The organism is Caballeronia choica, from assembly GCF_001544535.1.
Lineage (GTDB): Bacteria > Pseudomonadota > Gammaproteobacteria > Burkholderiales > Burkholderiaceae > Caballeronia > Caballeronia choica.
This window is the reverse complement of the sequence record NZ_FCON02000078.1, coordinates 1-19,538: the sequence shown is the minus strand read 5'-3', so window position 1 is coordinate 19,538 and position 19,538 is coordinate 1. Positions and strand designations below refer to the sequence as shown.

Sequence of the window (19,538 nt, the reverse complement as noted above, 5' to 3'; positions counted from 1 at the left end):
TCGAAGCTCTGTTTGCGTGTTCAAAGCTTGATGACAAGGTATGTCGTTTCATTAGTGAAGTCAACTATGCATAGGTGCAAACACCTACAAGTATTTTTACGGACGCTCCGCTGGCGCAACTTTGTTATGCTCGAACCGAATCGCGGCAATGCGGCTGTTTTTTGGGCATTTCCCGCCTCTTCAGGCAGCCAGGGGCCGTAGACCACAGATGGGCCTTTTGCAAGGTGCGCTGCATCGATAAATTGACGCCATTCCATCTGACGACGGGCGGCGAGGTTAAGGTTTTTAAGGGCTGAACTATGAAACACGACGTCAACCTGGACACTTCGGCTGATGAAGCGAGTGCCAGGAGCTACTCGGCTCCCGCGCTGGAGAAGGGTCTCGACATTCTCGAAGCGCTCTGCGCAAGCCAGCATCCGCTGACTCAGAAGGACTTGGCCGGACAGGTCGGCCGGAGCGTGGGCGAGATTTACCGAATGATTCAGTGCCTGGTGAGCCGCAACTATGTCGCGCAGATCGACGACAGCTATGCGATCACCACGAAACTCTTCGAACTGTCACACCTGAACCCGCCGACCCATAGACTGCTGCTCGAAGCGACGCCAGTCATGAACAAGTTGGCGAGCGAGTTCGATCAGTCCTGTCATCTGACGGTCTACAACCACGGCAAGCAGGTCGTGGTGGCGAAAGTCGACACCCCAAGCGGAATGGGGTTCAGCCTTCGGGTCGGATCGGATCTGGACGTGTTGATTTCGGTGTCGGGACGGGTGTTGGTCGCCTTCCAGGATGAGGAGACACGCAATCTGCGGATCTCCGAATCGCTGCAGCGCAGCCCCGACCAGGCGGATCCGCAGATTAACGCCGTCCTGGACTACATCCGGGCGCGCGGGTATGAGTCGGCCCCTAGCTCGCAAGTCAGAGGCCTCTATGCGCTCAGCTTTCCTGTGCTGGATTCGAGGAATCACGCCATCGCGGCGCTGACCATCCCCTATGCGGAAAGAATTGACCAGGCGCAGCGCAAGCCGGTCAGTGAGATACAGGCGGCGCTCGAAGAGGCCGCCAAGACGATCAGCGGACGCATCGGTGGAGGCGTACCGGGCTCCGCACAGCGTCTGGCTGCCGGCGGATTCAACGCTTGAACTGGTTCACCGCTAGCCGCTCGCTCGCACCTGCGAGCGCCCGCCTACTCGTGTACATAGGAGCGCAGCCGCTTCGCCGAGCGCTTCTTCAATGTCCGAGATCGACTTGCGACGCACCTGGTCGATGCGTTCGGCGTAAGGAACGGTCAGTGCCGCAATCGCGTGGTCGTGCGAGTCCAGAATGGGGAAGCTGACCGCGTAAAGGCCGCGCACCTGAACGCTCGGCGCCGATTCATAGCCGCGCTGTCTGATGAAGTCGAGCACGCCCGAGATCTGCGCATCCGTCTGATCGGGGCGGCGCTGCAATGATTCATCGATTCTGAACTTCCTGATCTCCGGATCCTGGAATGCCAGAAGCACCCGCCCTGAAGCCGAAACCAGCACATCCAGTTCCGATCCGACGCGCACGCTAAATCCCATTCCGCTCGGAGTGTCGATCTTCGCAATCACGGTCTGACGGCCCTGACCGTACACGGTGAGATGACAAGCCTGGTCTAGCTGGCTCGACAACTTCTGCATGATCGGCATTGCCTCGGCGAGCAACCTGTGCGTGGGCGGGTTGTCGTGCGACAGGGAAAAAAGCTTTGTCGTGATGTAGTAGCTGTCGCCGATCTGCGTCACATATTTGCGGTCAATTAGCACGGCAAGCATCCGGTAGAGCTCGCCAACACTACGCCCGAGCTGCTGAGCGATGTCTTTCATTGAGAGCGGCGCTTCCGCCTGACACAGCATCTCCAGTATGTCTAGCCCCTTCTCGAGCGCAGGCGCGGAATAAGCGCGGCCCTCCACTTCGGCCGCTTTCGTCATCGCGGTCACGTCGTCGTTCATTTGGTTTTTGGTTTCGCTGTGTGTGCGCTGCCGCGGCATGGGGTTCGTCTTTTCAGGCGAGAGGCGCCCCGCCAGTCCGGTGTCGCCTTGATCGCAGTGGATAACAAGAATCCGAACCACTGTACTGGATGAGACGAGGCACTTCAATAAACGGCACGGCTCACAGGCAGCTCGGGCGTTTCGCCCGCGCGACCGACTTAGCGTTAACCGCAGGTTGCGCCGAGCACGCCATTCTGTAGAATCACCTATGAAAAGCGTATTTCACCAATGCATTGATAACCGGCGAGAGCCTTCTCTCGGCTGGGCATAGAAGAAGGAATCCATCGATGACGGAAGAAGCGAGTCACCCGACCTACACGCGCACCGAACACTGCTCTGCCTCATTAGTCAGGCGGGTGGCGGCGATGCTGGACCTACCAATGGATGCCATTGATGATGGCGCTGTACTTCCGCGGGGCTGGCACTTCATCCTGATGGGCGCCGATACGCGACGTTCAGACCTGCGCGCCGATGGCTTCCCGGGTCTTGGCGCAGCGATTCCCGATCTTGGCTTGCCTCGTCTTTTGCAGGGCGGACGCACCGTGGTTTATCACCGAAATATTCCGATCGGCGCGACCGTGATTCGGACAAGCGGCGTCGCCGACATCACCGAGAAGACCGGTGCCTCCGGACGCAAGGCCATCGTGACCATCGCGCATTCGATGCGGCTCTCCGATGAAACCGAACCCGCGATCACCGAAACGCAGACCTATCTGCTACTGCCTGCGCAGTCCAGTCCCAAAGCTTCCGTCCCTGGCGAGCCGACTGCCGTGTCGGCCACCCAAACGAAGACCGTGCTACCCGACGAAACGCTGCTCTTCCAATATTCGGCGCTCGGTTTCAACTCGCACAAGATTCACATCGACAGGGACCACGCGCGCGATGTCGAGGGCTTCCCTGATCTGGTAGTCAACGGTGGCCTCACGACGCTGTTCCTAACTGAGTTCGCGCGCCGCGAGCTCGCGCTGAACCTCGGCCGCTTCAAGATGAAAAACGTTGCACCGCTCTTCTGCGGCCGGCCCGTGACGCTGGCGGCCGATCACAGCGGGACGCAGTGGAACCTAAAGGCATACGACGATTCCGGAAGAATCGCCGCTGAAATGGAGGCCGAAGTCAATGAGCTTTGAACCGTTGAAAGGAATTCGCGTGTTGGACCTGACCAGCGTCGTAGTCGGTCCGGTTTGCACGGCACGACTCGCGCAGTATGGCGCCGAAGTCATTAAGTTGGAGAGCCCGGAGGGCGATCTGATGCGCGGCTTGGGCGGCCTGTCTCCGACCGGGCAGCACTCTGGCGCCTACCTGCACCTGAATCGCGGTAAGCGAAATCTGTGCTGCGACCTGAAGAAGCCAGGCAGTAAAGCGCTGATCAAGAAGCTCGTCGCATCAGCCGACGTGGTGATCGCCAACATGCGGCCCCAAGCGCTTGTGCGTCTCGGGCTCGACGCGAAAAGCATCCGCGCTGAGCATCCGAACAAGATCTATTGTCTGATAACCGGCTATGGCACCGACGGTCCCTACGCCGGTCACCCGACATACGATAGCGTGGTGCAGGCCGCCACGGGCATGACCGGACTGATGCTCGCGCGCGATGGCGCGCCAGCCTATGTGCCGATGCTCATCTGCGATCATGTCGTCGGCGAGATTGCTGCCGGCTCCATTCTGGCTGCAATCATGCAGCGCAAGACAACGGGCGACGGCTCCTCCATCGAGGTGCCGATGTTTGAAACCATGTCCGCATTCGTGCTGCAAGAACATCTGGCCCAGCAGAGCTTTGATCCTCCTGTCGGGCCTCCTGGAGATCTGCGTTTGCTCAGTCCTCACAACAAACCTGTGAAGACGGCAGACGGATGGATCGCATTTACCGTCAATACTGACCAGCAGGTACGGTCGTTCCTCAAAACGGTCGGGCGTGAGGAATTCATCGGCGACCCGCGCTTTGCAACAGTGGGCGCACGTGCTCAGAATGTCATGGAGTGGTTCGCGATACGAGGCGCGCCGCTGACTGACAAGACTACAGACGAATGGCTCGACCTTCTTCAAAGAGCCGATATCGCCGTCAAGCCTTGCCATACGCTGGATACATTGCCGCGTGATCCGCATCTGCAGGCCGTCGGACTGCTGCAGTCCGATGAGCATCCGACCGAAGGCAAGACGGTGGCGATCCGATCGACCATCCGTTTCAACGACGAATTCCCGCCGCTACCTCCGTTCGCACAGCCGCGCGGTTGGGACACCTGCGCGGTACTGGAAGACATCGGGTATTCAGCCGATGACATCGCCGCTTTGCTCGAAGAAGGCGCTGCGGTCGCCAGCCTGGCCCAAGAGAAGCCACCGACAGCATCGCAAAAGGCCTCATAGCCGAGCAATCCTCGTGCGAATTGAGGACAAAGTTTCTATTCAGTGACCATCTGCAGCCTGTTTATCCCGATCCTTGGCGACGATAGACTGCATTCAAACCAATGCGAATGGCGCGTGAAGCGTTTTTTCGATTGGCCAATCGATCATTACTTCAATAAGGATATTCAATGCCCGTCGTTCGCGTAAGCTGGTTCGAAGGAAAGGACACCGCGGCCAAGAAGGCCATCGCCGCTGAAATAACTGAATCGATCGTGAAAAACACCGGCACTGAGGCCAAATACATCTACGTCATCTTCGAGGACGTGGCACCGTCCAACTGGGCGGGCGGAGGCGCTCTCTTTGGAGAGGGTCCCGCGTAATCTTGAGCCGAAGCCGTCGTCAACCCCGCCGGCGCAGCTAGTCATCCCAATGCGGCCTGTTCATAGTTCCTTGACGGCCGGGCCGTCGCCGGTTCCGTCCCACCTGTGACGCGCGGCTGCATGAACAGCTCCGCTCCAATGCGAGTCAGTCAAAGTACGCCGAATGAAATCTCATGCTTGTTCAGTCTCGATGTCATCCCGCTGTCGCGCGTCGGGAGATCATTCTTCTCTAACGGCCTACCCCTTTCTCGCCCGACCGCGAGCGCTGCGTCGCACATAGGATACGGGACGCTCAGACGCCGTCCCGTCGTCAACTATGCAACGGCGATGAAGGTCCAACGGGCGTGCGCTTTGAGACTGGGCGTTCTACCCGCCCCTCAAACTCCCTTCTATCTCCCGCGCGCCCGCGACGGCGAGCGCCGCAAGCCGCGTGATGGTGCGATCCTCCGTCTTGTTCGAAACAACATAGCTCACGCTCCCGAGACCGAGCCGGTCCGGGTCGAGGATCGGCGCGGCAATGCCGACCGAGCCCGCATCGACTTCGCCGCGCGTCACGAGACTGCCCGCCTTTCTCCACTCGACCATCTTCGCCCGAAACGCTTCGAGCGTACGGCTTTCTCGCTGCGGTGCTCGCCCGGACATCTGGTGGTCGGTCCGAGCGAAGCCTTCACGGCTGAAGAAATGATGAAGGTGTTCGACACCAATCTTTTCCGCGCGCAGCGGGTCAACCGGGCGGTGCTGCCGTATATGCGCCGGCAAGAGTCGGGGCAGTCGTCCGCGGTACCTGCGCAGGCGCTCGAACCGCTCAGCGACAGTCGGCCTTTTTGGTGACCGAGAACGCGCCGGATTGGTCGGCATAGATCTCAGTGTCGTCGCCCTCCTTCAAACCGAGTGCATCGACGACGCTATCTGGTGGCGGCAGCTGGTGCCGTCGGCAACGATTGCATCTCCATGCGCCGCCTGCCGCACGGCGGGTAAGAGTCTTGCGTCAGCTCGCTAGACCCCAGCCCCCAAGTCAAATGGGGTCTCCCGCAGACGCCTGCCCGTCAGCCTGAACACTGCGTTCCCTATCGCGGGCGCGACCGAAGGACTCGACAGCTCCCCGACACCGCCGGGCTTGTCCGGATCACCCTGCACGATCGCGATGTCGATCTCCGGCATATCCTTCATTCGCATCACGCGATACGAATCGAAGTTCGCTTGCTGAACCCGTCCGTGACGAATATCGATACGATCGGCAAGCGCGTGTCCGAGCCCCCACATCAGTCCGCCGTAAAGCTGCTCCTCGACCCCGCCCCGCGACACCGCGAGCCCGCAGTCGGCCACACACGTCAGCTTCTCGATCACAACGCCGTCGCCGCGACGTGCCACCCTTGCGATTACGGCAACGTAACTGCCATATGCCCGATTCGTTGCGACACCGAGCGCCGTTCCGTGCGGCATCGGCTTGCCCCATCCGGCTCGCGCGGCGGCCTCGCGCAACACAGCGATATGGCGCGTGTCCTTCATGTGCGCAATCCGAAAGTCGATCGGGTCGCGATGCCCGGCATGCGCCGCTTCGTCCATCAACGACTCCACCGCGAACACATTGGGGATGTAGCTCACCGCGCGATACCAGCCGGTGGGCACGCCCGTCTCGTGACGCACCCAGCCGAGGTCGACATGCGGCGCGCCGTACGCGAACTCATACTTGCTGATTGCCTCCGTCGTGCTGTAGTCCATGCGGTCAGGACGATCGAAATACCCCGGTTCCCATTGCTCGGGCGACGCAGGCATCACCGCACGCAACTGGAAGGCGGCGAGGTTGCCATGTGCATCGAGCGCGGCCCTTGCACGATGATGACTCGCCGAGTGATAGAACAGCGCGCGCATTTCATCCTCGCGGCTGTTCATCAGCTTGACCGGCTTGCCGATTTGCAACGCGAGCCAGGTCACTTCGAAGAGCCAGTACTTCGATTCGCGCGCACCGAAGCTGCCGCCCGACACGAGTTCATGCAGCACGACACGATCCGCCGGGATTCGCCCGATCACCTCGGCGGCCTCCTGCACCGTCGACGGAACCTGCAATCCGCCCCAATACTCGATGCCACCCTGCTTCGCCCATGCGGTCACGTTGATGGGCTCGAGCGGATTCTGCGCTTTGTACGGCATCGAATACGCAGCCTGAAGCACGCGCGGGGCGTGCTTCAATATCGCTTCGGCGTCGCCGTTCCTCACGGTCGGCACGACGCGAGCCTCGGGATCATCGAGCCATGCAGCCTGACGGGCGGACAGATCGCGGCTGTCGAAGTTTTCGAACGGACTGTCCTCCCATTCGACCCGCAACGCAGCCTGTCCCTTGTGCGCGGACCAATAGTCGTCGGCGAGCACGGCGACGCCCGCCTGATTGCCGCCCAGTACGTCCGGGCGTCCCGGGATTTGCAGCACTTGCCGAACGCCTGGCACGGCGAGCGCGGCTTTGGCGTCGATGCTGCGCACGCGTGCATCGATCACCGGCGCGCGCGTAACGACGGCGACCAGCATGCCGGGCAAGCGCACGTCCATGCTGTAGGGAAATGCGCCCGTCGTCTTTTGTGCGGCGCCTCGCTTCTTGCGCAACTTGCCGATGTATTTGAACTGCGACGGGTCTTTCAGCGGCACGTCCTTCGGTGCGGGCAGCGTCGCCGCGATGACCGCGAGCGACCCATAACGTGCACGCGCGCCGCTCGTCTTGTCGACCACGAAGCCGCTATCGGTCGAGCAAGCGGAGGGCGGCACGTTCCACTCTTTCGCAGCGGCCGCGATCAGCATCGCGCGAGCGGTCGCGCCCGCGTGCCGCAGCCGATCGTATTCGAGCGACACGCTGGTGCTTCCGCCCGTGGAAAACACTTTCCACAGCGGATGGATGTAGTCGGAATAGAAGGGATTCTCCGGCGTGATCACGTCGATGCGAAACGGATCGACGTCCAGTTCTTCCGCGACCACCGCCGCGAGTGCGGTGCGCGTGCCGGTACCGGAGTCGTGCTTGTGCACGACGAGCTTGATCGTGTCGTCGGGCAGCACGCGCACCCATGCGTTGGGCTCGAACTCTCCGTTTTGCGGATCGGGACCGCGATTCGCGTTGCCGGCCTTAGCTAACGCCTCGGGCAACTGAAAACCGATCGCGAGTCCCGACGCCAGGAAGGCCGAAGCTTGCTTGATGAAACGACGCCGCGTAGCGCCACGCGGACTCGTCAAAGCCTGTTCCTCGATGCGCATTCAAGCCTCCGCTGCGGACGAAGCAGCCAGAGCCGGATCGCCCGATGCCGCGCGTTTGATCGCCTTGCGAATGCGGGCATAAGTGCCGCAGCGACAGATGTTGCCGGACATCGCCGCCGTGATCGTTTCGTCGCTGACCGATGCCTTGCCTTTCAGAAACGCCGCGGCCTGCATCAGTTGCCCCGACTGACAGTAGCCGCATTGCGGCACGTCTTCGGCGACCCACGCGAGTTGCAACGGATGTGTGCCATCCCTGGACAAGCCTTCGATCGTCGTGATGTGCCTGCCCGCCACCGCCGCGATCGGCAGCAGACACGAGCGCACCGCCTCGCCTTCCAGATGCACTGTGCATGCGCCGCAGAAGCCGCCTCCGCAACCGAACTTCGTGCCCGTCAATTCGAGCCGGTCGCGCAGCACCCACAATAAGGGCATGTCTTCCGGTACATTGTCGAGCGAGTGCCGCGCGTCGTTGACGATGATCTCGATCATGCGTTGTCTCCTGTATGTCGTCGTGCTTGCGGCCATTATCGAAATCCGCCGTGCATAGCGCCAGCGACGATTTCTTCCATCATCCGTAAGCCCGGCTAACACCCATGTTGAAGCGCTACCCTTCGATCCAGTCGATGCAGGCTTTCCTGCAAGCGGCGCGCGCCGGCAGCTTCTCGAGCGCGGCGCGTCAGTTGTCGCTCACGCATAGCGCGATCAGCCAGCAGGTCCGCACGCTCGAGGAGTTCGTCGGCCAGCCGCTTTTCATGCGCGAAGGCGCGCGCGTCGTACTGACCGATGCGGGCGCCCTCTTCGCCAATCAACTGGCGGATGGCTTCGAGCAGATCGATCGCGCCTTGTCGTCGGTGAAGGAGCGCGCGGTGAAGCAGTCGATCACGCTCGATGTCGATCCCGAACTCGCGCAAAGCTGGCTCGTCGCGCGCTTGCCTGCGTTGCTCGGCGGGCTGGCAGGCACGTCGCTGACCGTGCTGTCCGCGCCGCGCCACGACCGCAGCGCATTCGAGCGCGCGGACCTCGCCTTACGATACGGCTATGGAGAATGGGACGGCTTCGAGAACGCGCTGATTTGTGGCGACCGGCTGACGGTCGTGAGTTCGCCCGGCCTCCTGAAAGCGCGCGGACTCGACGCACGATGCACGCCGGAACAAGTGCTCGAGCTGCCATTGCTCGGCTACACGAAGCGCTCATGGATTCCGTGGCTCGCCGCAGCGGGCCTGCCCGCAGTCGAACCGGACGCCGTAGCCGTCTTCGACAATGCCGCCGGACTGATCGCGGCCGCGAGCGCGGGCGTGGGCGTCGGACTCGCGCGCGGCCTTCTCGCCGCCGACGCCCGGCGCGAAGGCAGGCTGGTCGAAATCACGCAGGTCGAGATCCCGACGCACTACAACCTCTACGCGGTCTGGCCCCGTGAAAAAGCGGCGCGCGTGGCGCCGCTCGTCGAGGCGATACGCGGGCTGGTCGCGCAGACGATCAACGGAAATCCCCGGACATAGCCACTTCCCGCACCGTTTCGAGAAAGCGCGCAAGCACCGGAGACGGTGTTTCCGCACGATAGCGCGCGTGCAGGCACACTTCGGGACGCGGCGCCGTCAGCGGCACGAAGGCAACGCCGCCGCTCGACAACTGCTGCGCCGATGAAGGCAGCAGCGCGACGCCGAGCCCTTCGCGAACGAGACACAGGAGCGTATGCAGTTCGACGACTTCCTGCTCGATGCGCGGCGTGAATCCCGCTTCCACACAGCAGTCGCGCAAAAAGCGCGCGAGCTGCGATTGCAGCAGGCCAAACGACAGGAAGCGCTCCGTCTCCAGATCGCGCAACGCAATCTCGTCGCGCCCGGCGAAGGGATGCGCCAGCGGCAGCGCCACCACGGCGGACTCGCGCAGCACGACTTCGCTACTGATTTCCGGATCTTCGTGCGACACGCGAAAAAAACACACGTCGAGCCGTCGCTCCTTCAACGCCTGGATCTGCGCGGCGGGCGTCATCTCATGCAGCGTCCAGCGCACTTGCGGATGCTTGCGCGCGAAGACGCCGAGGGTATGGGGAATCGGCTCGACCATTGCCGAGCTGATGACACCAATCTCCAGGCTCCCCACTTCGCCGCGCCCTGCGCAACGCGTGAGATCGATCGCGCGCTCGAACTGCGCGAAGATCAGCGGCGCCTGTTCCTTCAGTGTTTTCCCTGCCTCGGTCAGTTCGACCCGATGTTGCGAGCGCAGGAACAACGCGGTCCCCATCTCCTCCTCGAGGATGCGGATCTGCTGGCTCAGGGGAGGCTGCGAAATGTGCAGCCGCGCCGCTGCGCGGCCGAAATGCAGTTCGTCGGCGAGCACCGCGAAGTAACGCAACAGCCGCATGTCCATATCGCTAACGTATCAAGGTCGTGGTCAAAAAATATTGTACAGAGTGCTCGTTACTTGTGAGACTGCATCGCAAGCAGCAGTGCACATCAGTGTGACACTCGATGCCGGCGAGGGGAAGACGCGCTTCAGGCCGCGTCTTGCAAAGGGCCGCATGGGCAAGTCCGTGAGGACTTGCGTTCCATCGATGCGCCTGCCGCGATCCGGCAACTGGACACGCCAGTTCCCCTCAAGGAGATCGAGTACATGATCATCGACACAAGCTGTTATCCGACCAATCTCGTCGACCTCGCCTGGCGCCATGACGGCGAGCCCTTCTCCGGCGAGCGTCTGATCGAGGTGATGGACGGCCCGTACATCATCAACGGCAAGCCGCGTCGCATCGACCGTGCCTTCATTCAGCCGCCGCAAGGCAACACGATCTATACGTGGACCGATGGCGAGCGTTCGGGCCGCGAGTCGATCGACGACTACATGGCCTACACCGTCGAGCTGACGCAGAAATATCCCGACCGGCTGCTCGGCTGCTTCGTCTATAACCCGCGCTGCGGCCCGGAAAACGGCGCCGAGGCGATCGAGTTCTATGCGAAGGAACATGGCTTCAAGATGGTGCAGTTGCAGGCCAACATGCACGCGTATCGTCCGGACCGCGCGCTCGACTGGCTGCGCCCCGCGTTGAAGAAGTGCGCCGACCTGGGCCTCATCGTCAAGCTGCACACCGGCGACGGCCCGTACAGCATTCCGAGCGAATGGTATCCGCTGATCCGCGAGTTTCCGTCGGTCGACTTCATCATGGCGCATTTCGGCGTGCAGACCGGCGGCGTGTATTGCTTCGAACCGTATCAGATGGCGCTCGACACCCCGAACGTCTATTGCGAGTCGAGCTGGTGCCTGCAATCGCGCATCGTCGAATTCGCCAAGGTGTTGCCCACGCACAAGATCCTGTACGGCTCCGACACGCCGCCCAACGAGCCGGGCATGTGGCTGCGCCTGCTCGAAGTGCTGTGTCACGAACCGCCGCAGGGTCTCAATCTAGACGAGGACACGCTCGAAGACTATCTCGGCAACAACCTCGCCCGGATGATCGGCATCGAGCCGAGTGCGCCGCCGCGAAGCGTCGAGGAAGCGCAAGCCTATCTCAAACGACACGCAAAAGCCGCGAAGCACAACGCGGTTCACGCCGACTATGCAGGAGCCCGCTGATGATCATCGATACCCATCTGCACCCGACGAATCTCGTCGACGAAGCCTGGCGTCACACGGGTGAGCCTTTCACCGGCGAACGCCTGCTGAAGATGATGGACGGGCCGTACATCATCAACGGCAAGCCCCGCCGTATCGACATGGGCTTCATTCAGCCGCCGCCCGGCAACACCGGTTACCGTGACGGCAACCGGCGCGGCCGCGAAGGCATTCGCGACTACATGTCTTATATCGTCGAGCTCACGCAGAAGTATCCGGACCGCTTCATCGGCAACTTCACCTATAACCCGCGCTGGGGTCCGGAGAACGGCGCAGCCGAACTGGAATTCCACGTGAAGGAGTACGGCTTCAAGATGCTCAAGCTGCATGCGAACATGCACGGCTATCGCCCGGATCGCGCGCTCGACTGGCTGCGTCCGGCGATGAAGAAGTGCGCGGAGCTGGGCGTCGTCGTCCTGATTCATACCGGCGACGGCCCGTACACGATTCCCACGCAGTTCTATCCGATCATCCGCGAGTTCCCGATGGTGAACTTCATCATCGGCCACTTCGGCATTCAGACGGGCGGCAATTACTCGTTCGAAGCCTTCTGGATGGCAATGGACACGCCCAACGTGTATTGCGAATCGGGCTGGTGCTATCAGTCGCGCATCGTCGAGTTCGCGCGCCAGCTGCCGCGCAGCAAGATTGTGTTCGGCACGGACTCGCCGCCGAACGAGCCGGGCATGTGGCTGCGCGAACTGGAAATGCTCTGCGGTCCCGCGCCGCAAGGCATGGATCTCGACGAAGACGGGCTCGAGGACTACATGGGCAATAACATCGCGCGGCTGGTTGGCATCGAACCGACGAAACCACCCAAGGATGTCGCCGAAGCGGAGAAGCGGTTGAAAGCGACTTACGTGAAGGACGACGGCGTCGCACAGCCTGCCTGATCCATGCGGGCGCGGTTGTCTGCGCCCGCTTGTTCCCTCCTCTTCCCACTCGATCCGCTTTCGACGGAGCTCACGATGGCCGATAACCTTTTTCGCGCCACGCAGGACTTTCAACGCTTTGCGCACGCGTATCGCGAACAGTATGCCGACGATGTGCTAACACTACGCGAACCCTTGTCCGCCGATCAGGACGTGACCGCGATCGTCGCGCAACTCGCCGCGCGCGGGCAACATCCGATGATCGTTTGCGAGAACGTGGACGGCATCGGCGTTCCGCTCGCGACCAACTTCTTCGCATCGCGCGAGCGCATCGGTCGTCTGTTCGACGTGAACGCGAGCGGGCTCTTCGACGCTTATCAGCAGCGCGCAAACGCGCCGATCGCGCCGGCCTACGTATCGAGCGGCCCGGTGCTCGACGAGATCACCGAAGGCGACGCCGTCGATCTCGCGCAACTGCCGATGATCCGCCACTTCGACACCGACCGAGGACCGTATGTCACGAATGCGGTGATCGTCGCGGAAGACCCGGTGACGGGCGTCGCCAATCTCAGCTATCACCGATCGATGCCGCATGCGCGCAACGCGCTCGCGACGAGCCTGCATTCACGCGGACACTTGTGGCGCATGCTGCAAGTGGCCAAGGCGCGCGGCGATACGCTCAAGGTGGGCATGGTCATCGGCGCGCATCCTTTGTTCATGCTTGCGGCGGCATCGCGAGTGCCCTTTGGCTTCGACGAGCGCGCGATTGCGGGCGGCCTCTTTGGCGCGCCGCTGGAACTGGTGCGCACGCCGCGCTACGGCATCGGCGTGCCCGCCGCCGCGGAGTTCGTGCTGGAGGGTACGATCGATCCCGACGCGCGGGCAGACGAAGGTCCGTTCGGCGAATTCACCGGCTATTCGTCGGACCGCTCGACCAACAACGTGCTGCGCATCGAGACGATGATGCGTCGCCGCGATGCATGGCTCGTCGATGTCGTCGGCGGTCCCTATGCCGAGCACCTGACGCTCGCGCGCCTGCCGCGCGAGGCCGAAATGAGCGAAAAGCTGAAGGCGCGCTTTCCTTCCGTCGCCGCCGTGCACTATCCCAATTCGGGCACGCACTTTCATTGCTACGTCGCGTTGAACCAGACACGCGATGGCGAAGCGCGCCAGATCATGCTCGCGCTGCTCGGCTGGGACCCGTATCTCAAGCATGTCGTGGCCGTGGATGGCGACATCGACATCACGGACGATTCGCAAGTGCTGTGGGCCATTGCCGCGCATAGCCAGCCGCATGAGGACGTGTTCATCATCGGCGGCTTGCCGGGCAGTCCGCTCGATCCGTCTTCGTCCGCCAACGGCACCACGTCGCGCATGGGCATCGACGCGACGCGCGGCGCGAACTTCGACGGCGTGCGCGCGCGGATCGGCGAGGAAGCCCTTCTTCGAGCCGCCGGCATTCTCGCGGGAGTCGCACGATGAGCACGCGGCGAATCGCGGTGGGAATCAGCGGCGCGTCCGGCTTCGCGTACGGCGTGCGCCTCTTGCAGTTGCTGCGCGCGCTCGATATCGAAACGCATCTGACCGTCTCGCGCAGCGCGCTCCTGACGATGACCCACGAGACCGACTATAAGCTCGCCGAAGTCAGCGCGCTCGCGGGCGTCACTTACCGGTGCGACGACATGGCAGCCGCCATCTCGAGCGGCTCGTTCCGCACGCTCGGGATGATCGTCGCGCCGTGTTCGATGAAGACGCTCGCCGAGATCGCGAGCGGCCTTTCGTCGAGCCTGATCTCGCGGGCAGCCGATGTCACGCTCAAGGAGCGCCGCCCGCTGGTGCTGCTTGCGCGAGAAACGCCGTACACGCTGGCGCATCTGCGCAACATGATCGCCGTCACCGAAATGGGCGGAATCATCGCGCCGCCGGTGCCGGCATTCTATGCGCGCCCCACCTCGCTCGACGAGATGATCGATCACACGCTGGGACGCGTGCTGGATCTGTTCGGCCTCGATTGCGACGTCGTGCGACGCTGGAAAGACACTGAAACAAACACGCATCACGAACGACGAAAAGGAGACACGCCATGACGCACATTCACACCACTCACAATGCGTTCGAGAAGATTCCCGTCACCGTGCTGACGGGATTCCTGGGCGCCGGCAAGACGACGCTTCTGAACTACATTCTGCGCGAGAAGCACGGCCACAAGATCGCGGTGATCGAAAACGAGTTCGGCGAAGTCGGCATCGACGGCGGGCTCGTGCTCGAATCCACCGAAGAGATCTACGAGATGACCAACGGCTGCGTATGCTGCGTCGGCGCGGTGCGCGAGGATCTCGTACGCATCGTGCGCATGCTCGTGGAGCGGCCGGAGCGGCTCGATCACATCATCGTCGAGACGAGCGGGCTCGCGGACCCGTATCCGGTGGCGCAAACCTTCTTCATCGACGATCCCATCGCGCAACGCGTGACGCTGGACGCCGTGGTCACGACGGTCGATTCGAAGCACATCGCTGCGCATCTGGACGATCTCGTCCTCGATGGCCGCGACAACCAGGCGGTCGATCAGATCGTCTGCGCGGACCGCATCCTGATCAACAAGGTGGATCTCGTCACGTCGCAGGAGATCGCAACACTCACTGAGCGGCTGCGTGGACTCAACGCCACGGCGGAGATCGTCGAGTCGAGTTATGCGCAAATCGATCTGCGCAAGATTCTCGGCGTGGGCGCGAGCGAGTTCGCGCAACAACTCGTCGAAGCCGACGACGACCATGACCACGATCACCATCACGATCATCAGGCGGACGAACATGCCGATCACCAGCACGACGAAAGCGTGTCGTCGGTCGGCATCGAAATCGATGCGGACATCGATCTCGACGCGCTGCAAGAGTGGCTCGGCGAGTTGCGCCAATCCGACGCCACGAATCTCTTTCGCATGAAGGGCATCGTTGCCGTGCGAGGCGAGCGGCATCGCTATGTGCTGCAAGGCGTGCACGACATCATCGAATTGCGCGCGGCGCAGGCGTGGGGCAGCGAGCCACGCTCGAGTCGCATCGTGTTCATCGGACGCGAGCTCAACCGCGCCGCGCTGACCGAACGCTTCCATGCCTGTCTCGCCGTGCCGGTCGCGGCCTGACGAGCGAAGCGGCCGGGGCGCAAAGCGACGCGCCGGCCGATAACGATAATCCGGAGACACGTGATGAACACCGAGAAACACCCCGTCGACCGCGTCCTGCCCAAGCGGCAGATGATTACGCTCGGCCTGCAGCATATGCTCGTCGCCTATATCGGCGCGATCGCCGTTCCGCTGATCGTCGCTTCGGCGCTGAAGATGTCGCCGGCCGACACCACCGTCCTCATCAGCACGGCGCTCTTCTGCTCCGGCATCTCGACCGTGCTGCAGACCGTCGGCGTCTGGAAGTTCGGCGTGCGCCTGCCGATTCTGCAGGGCGTCGCGTTCAGCAGCGTGGGCCCGGTTATCGCGATCGGCATGAGTCCGGGCGTCGGCTTCGCGGGCGTGTGCGGCGCCGTCATCGGCGCGGGCGTGTTCACGATGTTCGCCGCACCGCTCGTCGGACGTCTGCGCCGCTTCTTTCCGCCCGTCGTGACCGGTTGCATCGTCACCGTGATCGGCCTGCAGCTCTTTCCCGTCGCGTATCAATGGGCGGGCGGCGGCGAGGCGGCGCGGCAGCACTTCGGCGCGTTGCCGTTCCTCAGCGTCGCACTGTTCGTCGCGCTCATGATTCTCGCCGTCAACCGCTTCGCGAATGCGTTCCTGCGCAACCTGTCGGTGCTGATCGGCCTGATCGCGGGCAGCATTCTCGCCTGCGCGCTCGGCATGGGCGACTTCGCGAATGTCGGGCAAGCGCCATGGTTCACCGTGCCGCTGCCGTTTCACTTCGGCACGCCCGTCTTCTCTCTCGTGCCGGTGATGACGATGATCGTCGTCATGGTCGTGCAGATGGTCGAGTCGATGGGTCTCTTCGTCGCGATCGGCGATATCGTCGGCAAGAACATCAGCGAGGAAGACGCCGTGCGCGGCATGCGCGCTAACGGGCTCGCGAGCGCGATCGCCGGCATGTTCGCCGCGTTCCCTTTCATCGCGTTCATGGAGAACGTCGGTCTCGTCATCTTGACCGGCGTGCGCAGCCGCTGGGTCGTGGCAATAAGTGGCGTGTTCATGTGCGTGGTGGCGCTCGTGCCGAAGTTCGGCGCGGTGGTGGCGTCGACACCCGCGGCTGCGCTCGGCGGCGCAGGGATTGCGATGTTCGGTGTCGTGGTCGCGGCCGGCGTCCAGACACTGGCGAAGGTGGACTTCGAGCGCAACCGCTACAACGTGCTGATCGTCGGCTTTACGATTGCTACCGCACTCATTCCCGTGATGGCGCCGCAAGTGTTCAAACAGATGCCCGACTGGACGCAACCCTTCGTGCACAGCGGCGTGGTGCTGGCATGCCTCGTGTCGGTCGTGTTGAACGCTGTGCTCAACGGCGCGCATGAAGACGACGCCGTGCCGGTGCACAGCATGGTGCGCGAGTAAAACGTGCTGACAGGACATCCCATCATGAACATGCAAACTGAAGCGCTGCTGATCAAGAACCCCGTTGCGGTGATGAGCGGATTGCGCGGCGACGCTGCGCGTCTCGGGCAAGTGGACATTCGCATCCGCGACGGCGTCATCCGGGCCATCGCACCGAATCTCGACGCGCGCGACGACGAGCGCGTCATCGATGCCAGCTCATGCGTCGTCTATCCAGGCTGGGTCAACACGCATCATCATCTGTTCCAGAATCTGCTCAAGGCGGTGCCTTCCGGTATCGACGCGGACCTGCAGGAATGGCTCGCCGCCGTGCCGTATCCGCGCCTTGCGCGCTTCACGCCGGAACTGGCGCGCGTCGCAGCGCGTCTCGGCATGGCCGAGTTGTTGCTCTCGGGCGTGACGACGTGTGCCGATCATCACTATCTCTATCATGCGGAGGGCACCACCGAAACGGGCGATCTTCTGTTCGACGAAGCGGCTTCGTTCGGGCTGCGCTTCGTGCTTTGCCGTGGCGGCGCCTTGCAGGCGGCGGGCGATCATCCCGGATTCGCGAAGCTCGCTCTGAAGCCCGAAACGCTCGACCAGATGCTCGCTGACATCGAGCGCCTGAAGGCGCGCTACCACGATCCGCGCGCAGCATCGATGCGCCGCGTCGTGGTCGCGCCCACGACGCCCACTTTCTCACTGCCCCCCGAACTCCTGCCGGAAGTTGCTCGCGCAGCGCGGCGCATGGGCCTGCGGATGCACACGCACCTCTCCGAGACGCGGCGCTATGTCGACTTCTGCCGCGAGCGCTTCGACAAGCTGCCGGTCGAATTCGTCGCCGATCACGAATGGCTCGGTCCCGATGTGTGGTTCGCACATCTCGTGCATCTCGAGACGCGCGAGATTGCGATGCTTGCCGAGACGGGCAGCGGCTGCTCGCATTGTCCCGTCAGCAACGCGCGTCTCGGCAGCGGTATCGCGCCCGCACCGCAGATGGCGGCAGCGGGCGTGCCGATGTCGCTCGCGGTGGACGGCGTGGCATCGAATGAATCCGGGAGTATGACCAACGAAGCGCACTTCGCGTGGCTCGTGCATCGCGCGGCGCAGGGTGCGTCGGCGACCACCATCGAGCAGACGATTCACTGGGGCAGCGCGGGCGGTGCGGGCGTGCTCGGCCTCGATGCGGTCGGCACGATCGAGACGGGCAAGGCAGCGGATCTCGTGCTGTACGACGTGGACGATCCGCGCTTCTTCGGCTTTCACGATCTCGCGGTAGCGCCGGTCGCAGCGGGCGAGCCCGCGCGGGTGCGCTACAACGTGGTGAACGGCCGCGTAGTCGTCGACGACGGCGTAATTCCAGGTCTTGATCTTGTCGAACTTCGGCGTCAGGCCGCCGAGGGCGTGAAGCTCTTGCTTTCCGACTAGAGAGGTAGCGCAATGCAATCGAAACGGATCAGGCTCGGCATTCTGACGCCCTCCTCCAACACGGCGCTCGAGCCGATCACCTCGGCGATGTTGAGCGCGTTGCCGCATGTCAGCGCGCATTTCGCGCGCTTCACTGTGACAGAAATCAGTCTGACGAGACAGGCGCTCGGCCAGTTCGACGTGAGCCGCATTCTCGATGCGGCGGGGCAACTGGCCGATGCGCGTGTGGACGTTATCGGCTGGAGCGGGACATCGGCGGGCTGGCTCGGCTTCGAGCGCGACGAAGCGCTGTGCCGTCAGTTGACCGAGGCGACCGGCATTCCCGCGACCACGTCGGTCCTGGCGTTAAACGAGATTCTCGCGAAGACGGGGGTGCGGCGCCTCGGCCTCGTATCGCCCTATATCGACGACGTTCAGGAGCGCATCATACGCAACTACGAGAAGCTTGGCATCGAATGCGTCGCGGAACGGCATCTGGGCCTGAGCGAGAATTTCAGCTTTGCCGGCGTGCCGGACAGAGTCCTCGCGGACATGATGAGCGAAACCGCGTTCGCCCGGCCCGATGCGGTGACGACGTTCTGCACCAACCTGCACGCAGCGCATCTCGCGCGATCGTTCGAGGCCGCGACCGATATTCCCGCGTACGACACGGTGGCGACCGTCGTGTGGAAAGCGCTGAGAATGCTCGACGTGGACACGCTTGCGCTTTCGAGTTGGGGAAGGATGTTCTCGATGAATTCGTGAGTTGGGTTGCGCTGATGGCGCTCGCCCCACTCTGATTTAAAAGCAAGTGTCAGAGGACGGCGCCGAGGTGAGCATTCTGAAGCGCATCCTCGCTGCGCAGTTCGGCGCTGGTGCCTTCTGCCACCACACACCCCGTCTCGAGCACGTAGCCATAGGAAGCGTAATGCAACGCCACGGTGGCGTTCTGTTCAGCGAGAAGGATGCGAGCGACGCGCAGGCCGCATGCAGGCGGGCCCGTTCATGACGGGGCAGGTTGCGGCAGACGCGCGCGCCATCCTTTGCGGTCTGGATCAGCATCTGCGCGCCTTCAGGTGGAATGTTCGCCACAGTGCCCACTTCGACGCCATCGAAGGGATTGGTGATCGAGATGAAGCCGGGCGATACGTCAATGGGGAATGCG

The 19,538-nt window shown here is 62.7% G+C and carries 18 protein-coding genes and 1 pseudogene; 14 read left to right on the top strand and 5 right to left on the bottom strand.

Annotated features, from left to right (window positions below):
* Positions 1-299 precede the first annotated feature (299 nt).
* Complete coding sequence (locus AWB68_RS27300; protein ID WP_087647462.1) at positions 300-1,139, top strand: IclR family transcriptional regulator; 840 nt, start codon at positions 300-302, stop codon at positions 1,137-1,139.
* A gap of 12 nt (positions 1,140-1,151) precedes the next feature.
* On the opposite strand, the gene AWB68_RS27295 is transcribed toward AWB68_RS27300, so the two are convergent.
* Entirely contained in the window at positions 1,152-1,967 is an 816-nt protein-coding gene (locus AWB68_RS27295; RefSeq protein WP_087647476.1) for an IclR family transcriptional regulator, read from the bottom strand.
* A gap of 326 nt (positions 1,968-2,293) precedes the next feature.
* Between AWB68_RS27295 and AWB68_RS27290 the strand changes: the two genes are divergently transcribed.
* The 3 genes from AWB68_RS27290 (at position 2,294) to AWB68_RS27280 (ending at position 4,723) form a co-directional block, all read left to right on the top strand.
* A complete protein-coding gene (locus AWB68_RS27290) occupies positions 2,294-3,133 on the top strand; it encodes an HTD2 family dehydratase (RefSeq protein ID WP_087647461.1) in 840 nt (279 codons plus the stop codon).
* On the top strand, positions 3,123-4,364 hold the full coding sequence (locus AWB68_RS27285) for a CaiB/BaiF CoA transferase family protein (protein WP_087647460.1): 1,242 nt from the start codon (positions 3,123-3,125) through the stop codon (positions 4,362-4,364). Before AWB68_RS27290 ends, AWB68_RS27285 begins: the two co-directional genes overlap by 11 nt.
* A gap of 167 nt (positions 4,365-4,531) precedes the next feature.
* Positions 4,532-4,723 (top strand): tautomerase family protein, encoded by a 192-nt coding sequence (locus AWB68_RS27280; protein ID WP_200828801.1) that lies wholly within the window; start codon positions 4,532-4,534, stop codon positions 4,721-4,723.
* Positions 4,724-5,089: 366 nt separating this feature from the next.
* On the opposite strand, the gene AWB68_RS48915 is transcribed toward AWB68_RS27280, so the two are convergent.
* Positions 5,090-5,365, bottom strand: a complete 276-nt coding sequence (locus AWB68_RS48915) for an IclR family transcriptional regulator (RefSeq protein WP_200828803.1) — start codon at positions 5,363-5,365, stop codon at positions 5,090-5,092.
* Here AWB68_RS48915 and AWB68_RS46920 point away from each other — a divergent pair.
* Positions 5,360-5,491: pseudogene (locus AWB68_RS46920) on the top strand (oxidoreductase); the annotation flags it as partial. The gene AWB68_RS48915 and the pseudogene AWB68_RS46920 sit on opposite strands and share 6 nt — an antisense overlap.
* Positions 5,492-5,719: 228 nt before the next feature.
* Here AWB68_RS46920 and AWB68_RS27270 read toward each other — a convergent pair.
* Both AWB68_RS27270 and AWB68_RS27265 read right to left on the bottom strand, forming a co-directional pair.
* Complete coding sequence (locus tag AWB68_RS27270) at positions 5,720-7,960, bottom strand: xanthine dehydrogenase family protein molybdopterin-binding subunit (RefSeq protein WP_087647459.1); 2,241 nt, start codon at positions 7,958-7,960, stop codon at positions 5,720-5,722.
* Positions 7,961-8,449: a (2Fe-2S)-binding protein gene (locus AWB68_RS27265; RefSeq protein ID WP_087647458.1), complete on the bottom strand. Its 489-nt coding sequence runs from the start codon at positions 8,447-8,449 to the stop codon at positions 7,961-7,963.
* Between the two features lie 104 nt (positions 8,450-8,553).
* On the opposite strand from AWB68_RS27265, the gene AWB68_RS27260 reads away from it, so the two are divergent.
* The gene (locus tag AWB68_RS27260) at positions 8,554-9,459 is read left to right on the top strand and encodes a LysR substrate-binding domain-containing protein (RefSeq protein WP_087647457.1); all 906 of its coding nucleotides are present in this window, start codon (positions 8,554-8,556) and stop codon (positions 9,457-9,459) included.
* Here AWB68_RS27260 and AWB68_RS27255 read toward each other — a convergent pair.
* Positions 9,437-10,330: a LysR substrate-binding domain-containing protein gene (locus AWB68_RS27255; RefSeq protein WP_087647456.1), complete on the bottom strand. Its 894-nt coding sequence runs from the start codon at positions 10,328-10,330 to the stop codon at positions 9,437-9,439. The two genes, AWB68_RS27260 and AWB68_RS27255, sit on opposite strands and share 23 nt — an antisense overlap.
* Positions 10,331-10,573: 243 nt before the next feature.
* Between AWB68_RS27255 and AWB68_RS27250 the strand changes: the two genes are divergently transcribed.
* The 8 genes from AWB68_RS27250 (at position 10,574) to AWB68_RS27215 (ending at position 19,138) form a co-directional block, all read left to right on the top strand.
* On the top strand, positions 10,574-11,530 hold the full coding sequence (locus tag AWB68_RS27250) for an amidohydrolase family protein (protein ID WP_087647455.1): 957 nt from the start codon (positions 10,574-10,576) through the stop codon (positions 11,528-11,530).
* The gene (locus tag AWB68_RS27245; RefSeq protein WP_087647454.1) at positions 11,530-12,462 is read left to right on the top strand and encodes an amidohydrolase family protein; all 933 of its coding nucleotides are present in this window, start codon (positions 11,530-11,532) and stop codon (positions 12,460-12,462) included. Before AWB68_RS27250 ends, AWB68_RS27245 begins: the two co-directional genes overlap by 1 nt.
* A 75-nt stretch (positions 12,463-12,537) precedes the next feature.
* Positions 12,538-13,923, top strand: coding sequence for a UbiD family decarboxylase (locus AWB68_RS27240; protein ID WP_087647453.1), 1,386 nt, complete (start codon positions 12,538-12,540; stop codon positions 13,921-13,923).
* A complete protein-coding gene (locus tag AWB68_RS27235) occupies positions 13,920-14,528 on the top strand; it encodes a UbiX family flavin prenyltransferase (RefSeq protein ID WP_087647452.1) in 609 nt (202 codons plus the stop codon). The genes AWB68_RS27240 and AWB68_RS27235 overlap by 4 nt, the downstream gene beginning before the upstream one ends.
* On the top strand, positions 14,525-15,580 hold the full coding sequence (locus AWB68_RS27230; RefSeq protein ID WP_087647451.1) for a CobW family GTP-binding protein: 1,056 nt from the start codon (positions 14,525-14,527) through the stop codon (positions 15,578-15,580). Before AWB68_RS27235 ends, AWB68_RS27230 begins: the two co-directional genes overlap by 4 nt.
* 63 nt (positions 15,581-15,643) lie before the next feature.
* Positions 15,644-16,984: a nucleobase:cation symporter-2 family protein gene (locus tag AWB68_RS27225; RefSeq protein ID WP_087647450.1), complete on the top strand. Its 1,341-nt coding sequence runs from the start codon at positions 15,644-15,646 to the stop codon at positions 16,982-16,984.
* Positions 16,985-17,014: 30 nt separating this feature from the next.
* Positions 17,015-18,394, top strand: a complete 1,380-nt coding sequence (locus tag AWB68_RS27220; RefSeq protein ID WP_510183573.1) for an isoxanthopterin deaminase — start codon at positions 17,015-17,017, stop codon at positions 18,392-18,394.
* 12 nt (positions 18,395-18,406) lie between these two features.
* The gene (locus tag AWB68_RS27215) at positions 18,407-19,138 is read left to right on the top strand and encodes a maleate cis-trans isomerase family protein (RefSeq protein WP_087647448.1); all 732 of its coding nucleotides are present in this window, start codon (positions 18,407-18,409) and stop codon (positions 19,136-19,138) included.
* The last annotated feature ends 400 nt before the right edge of the window (positions 19,139-19,538 follow it).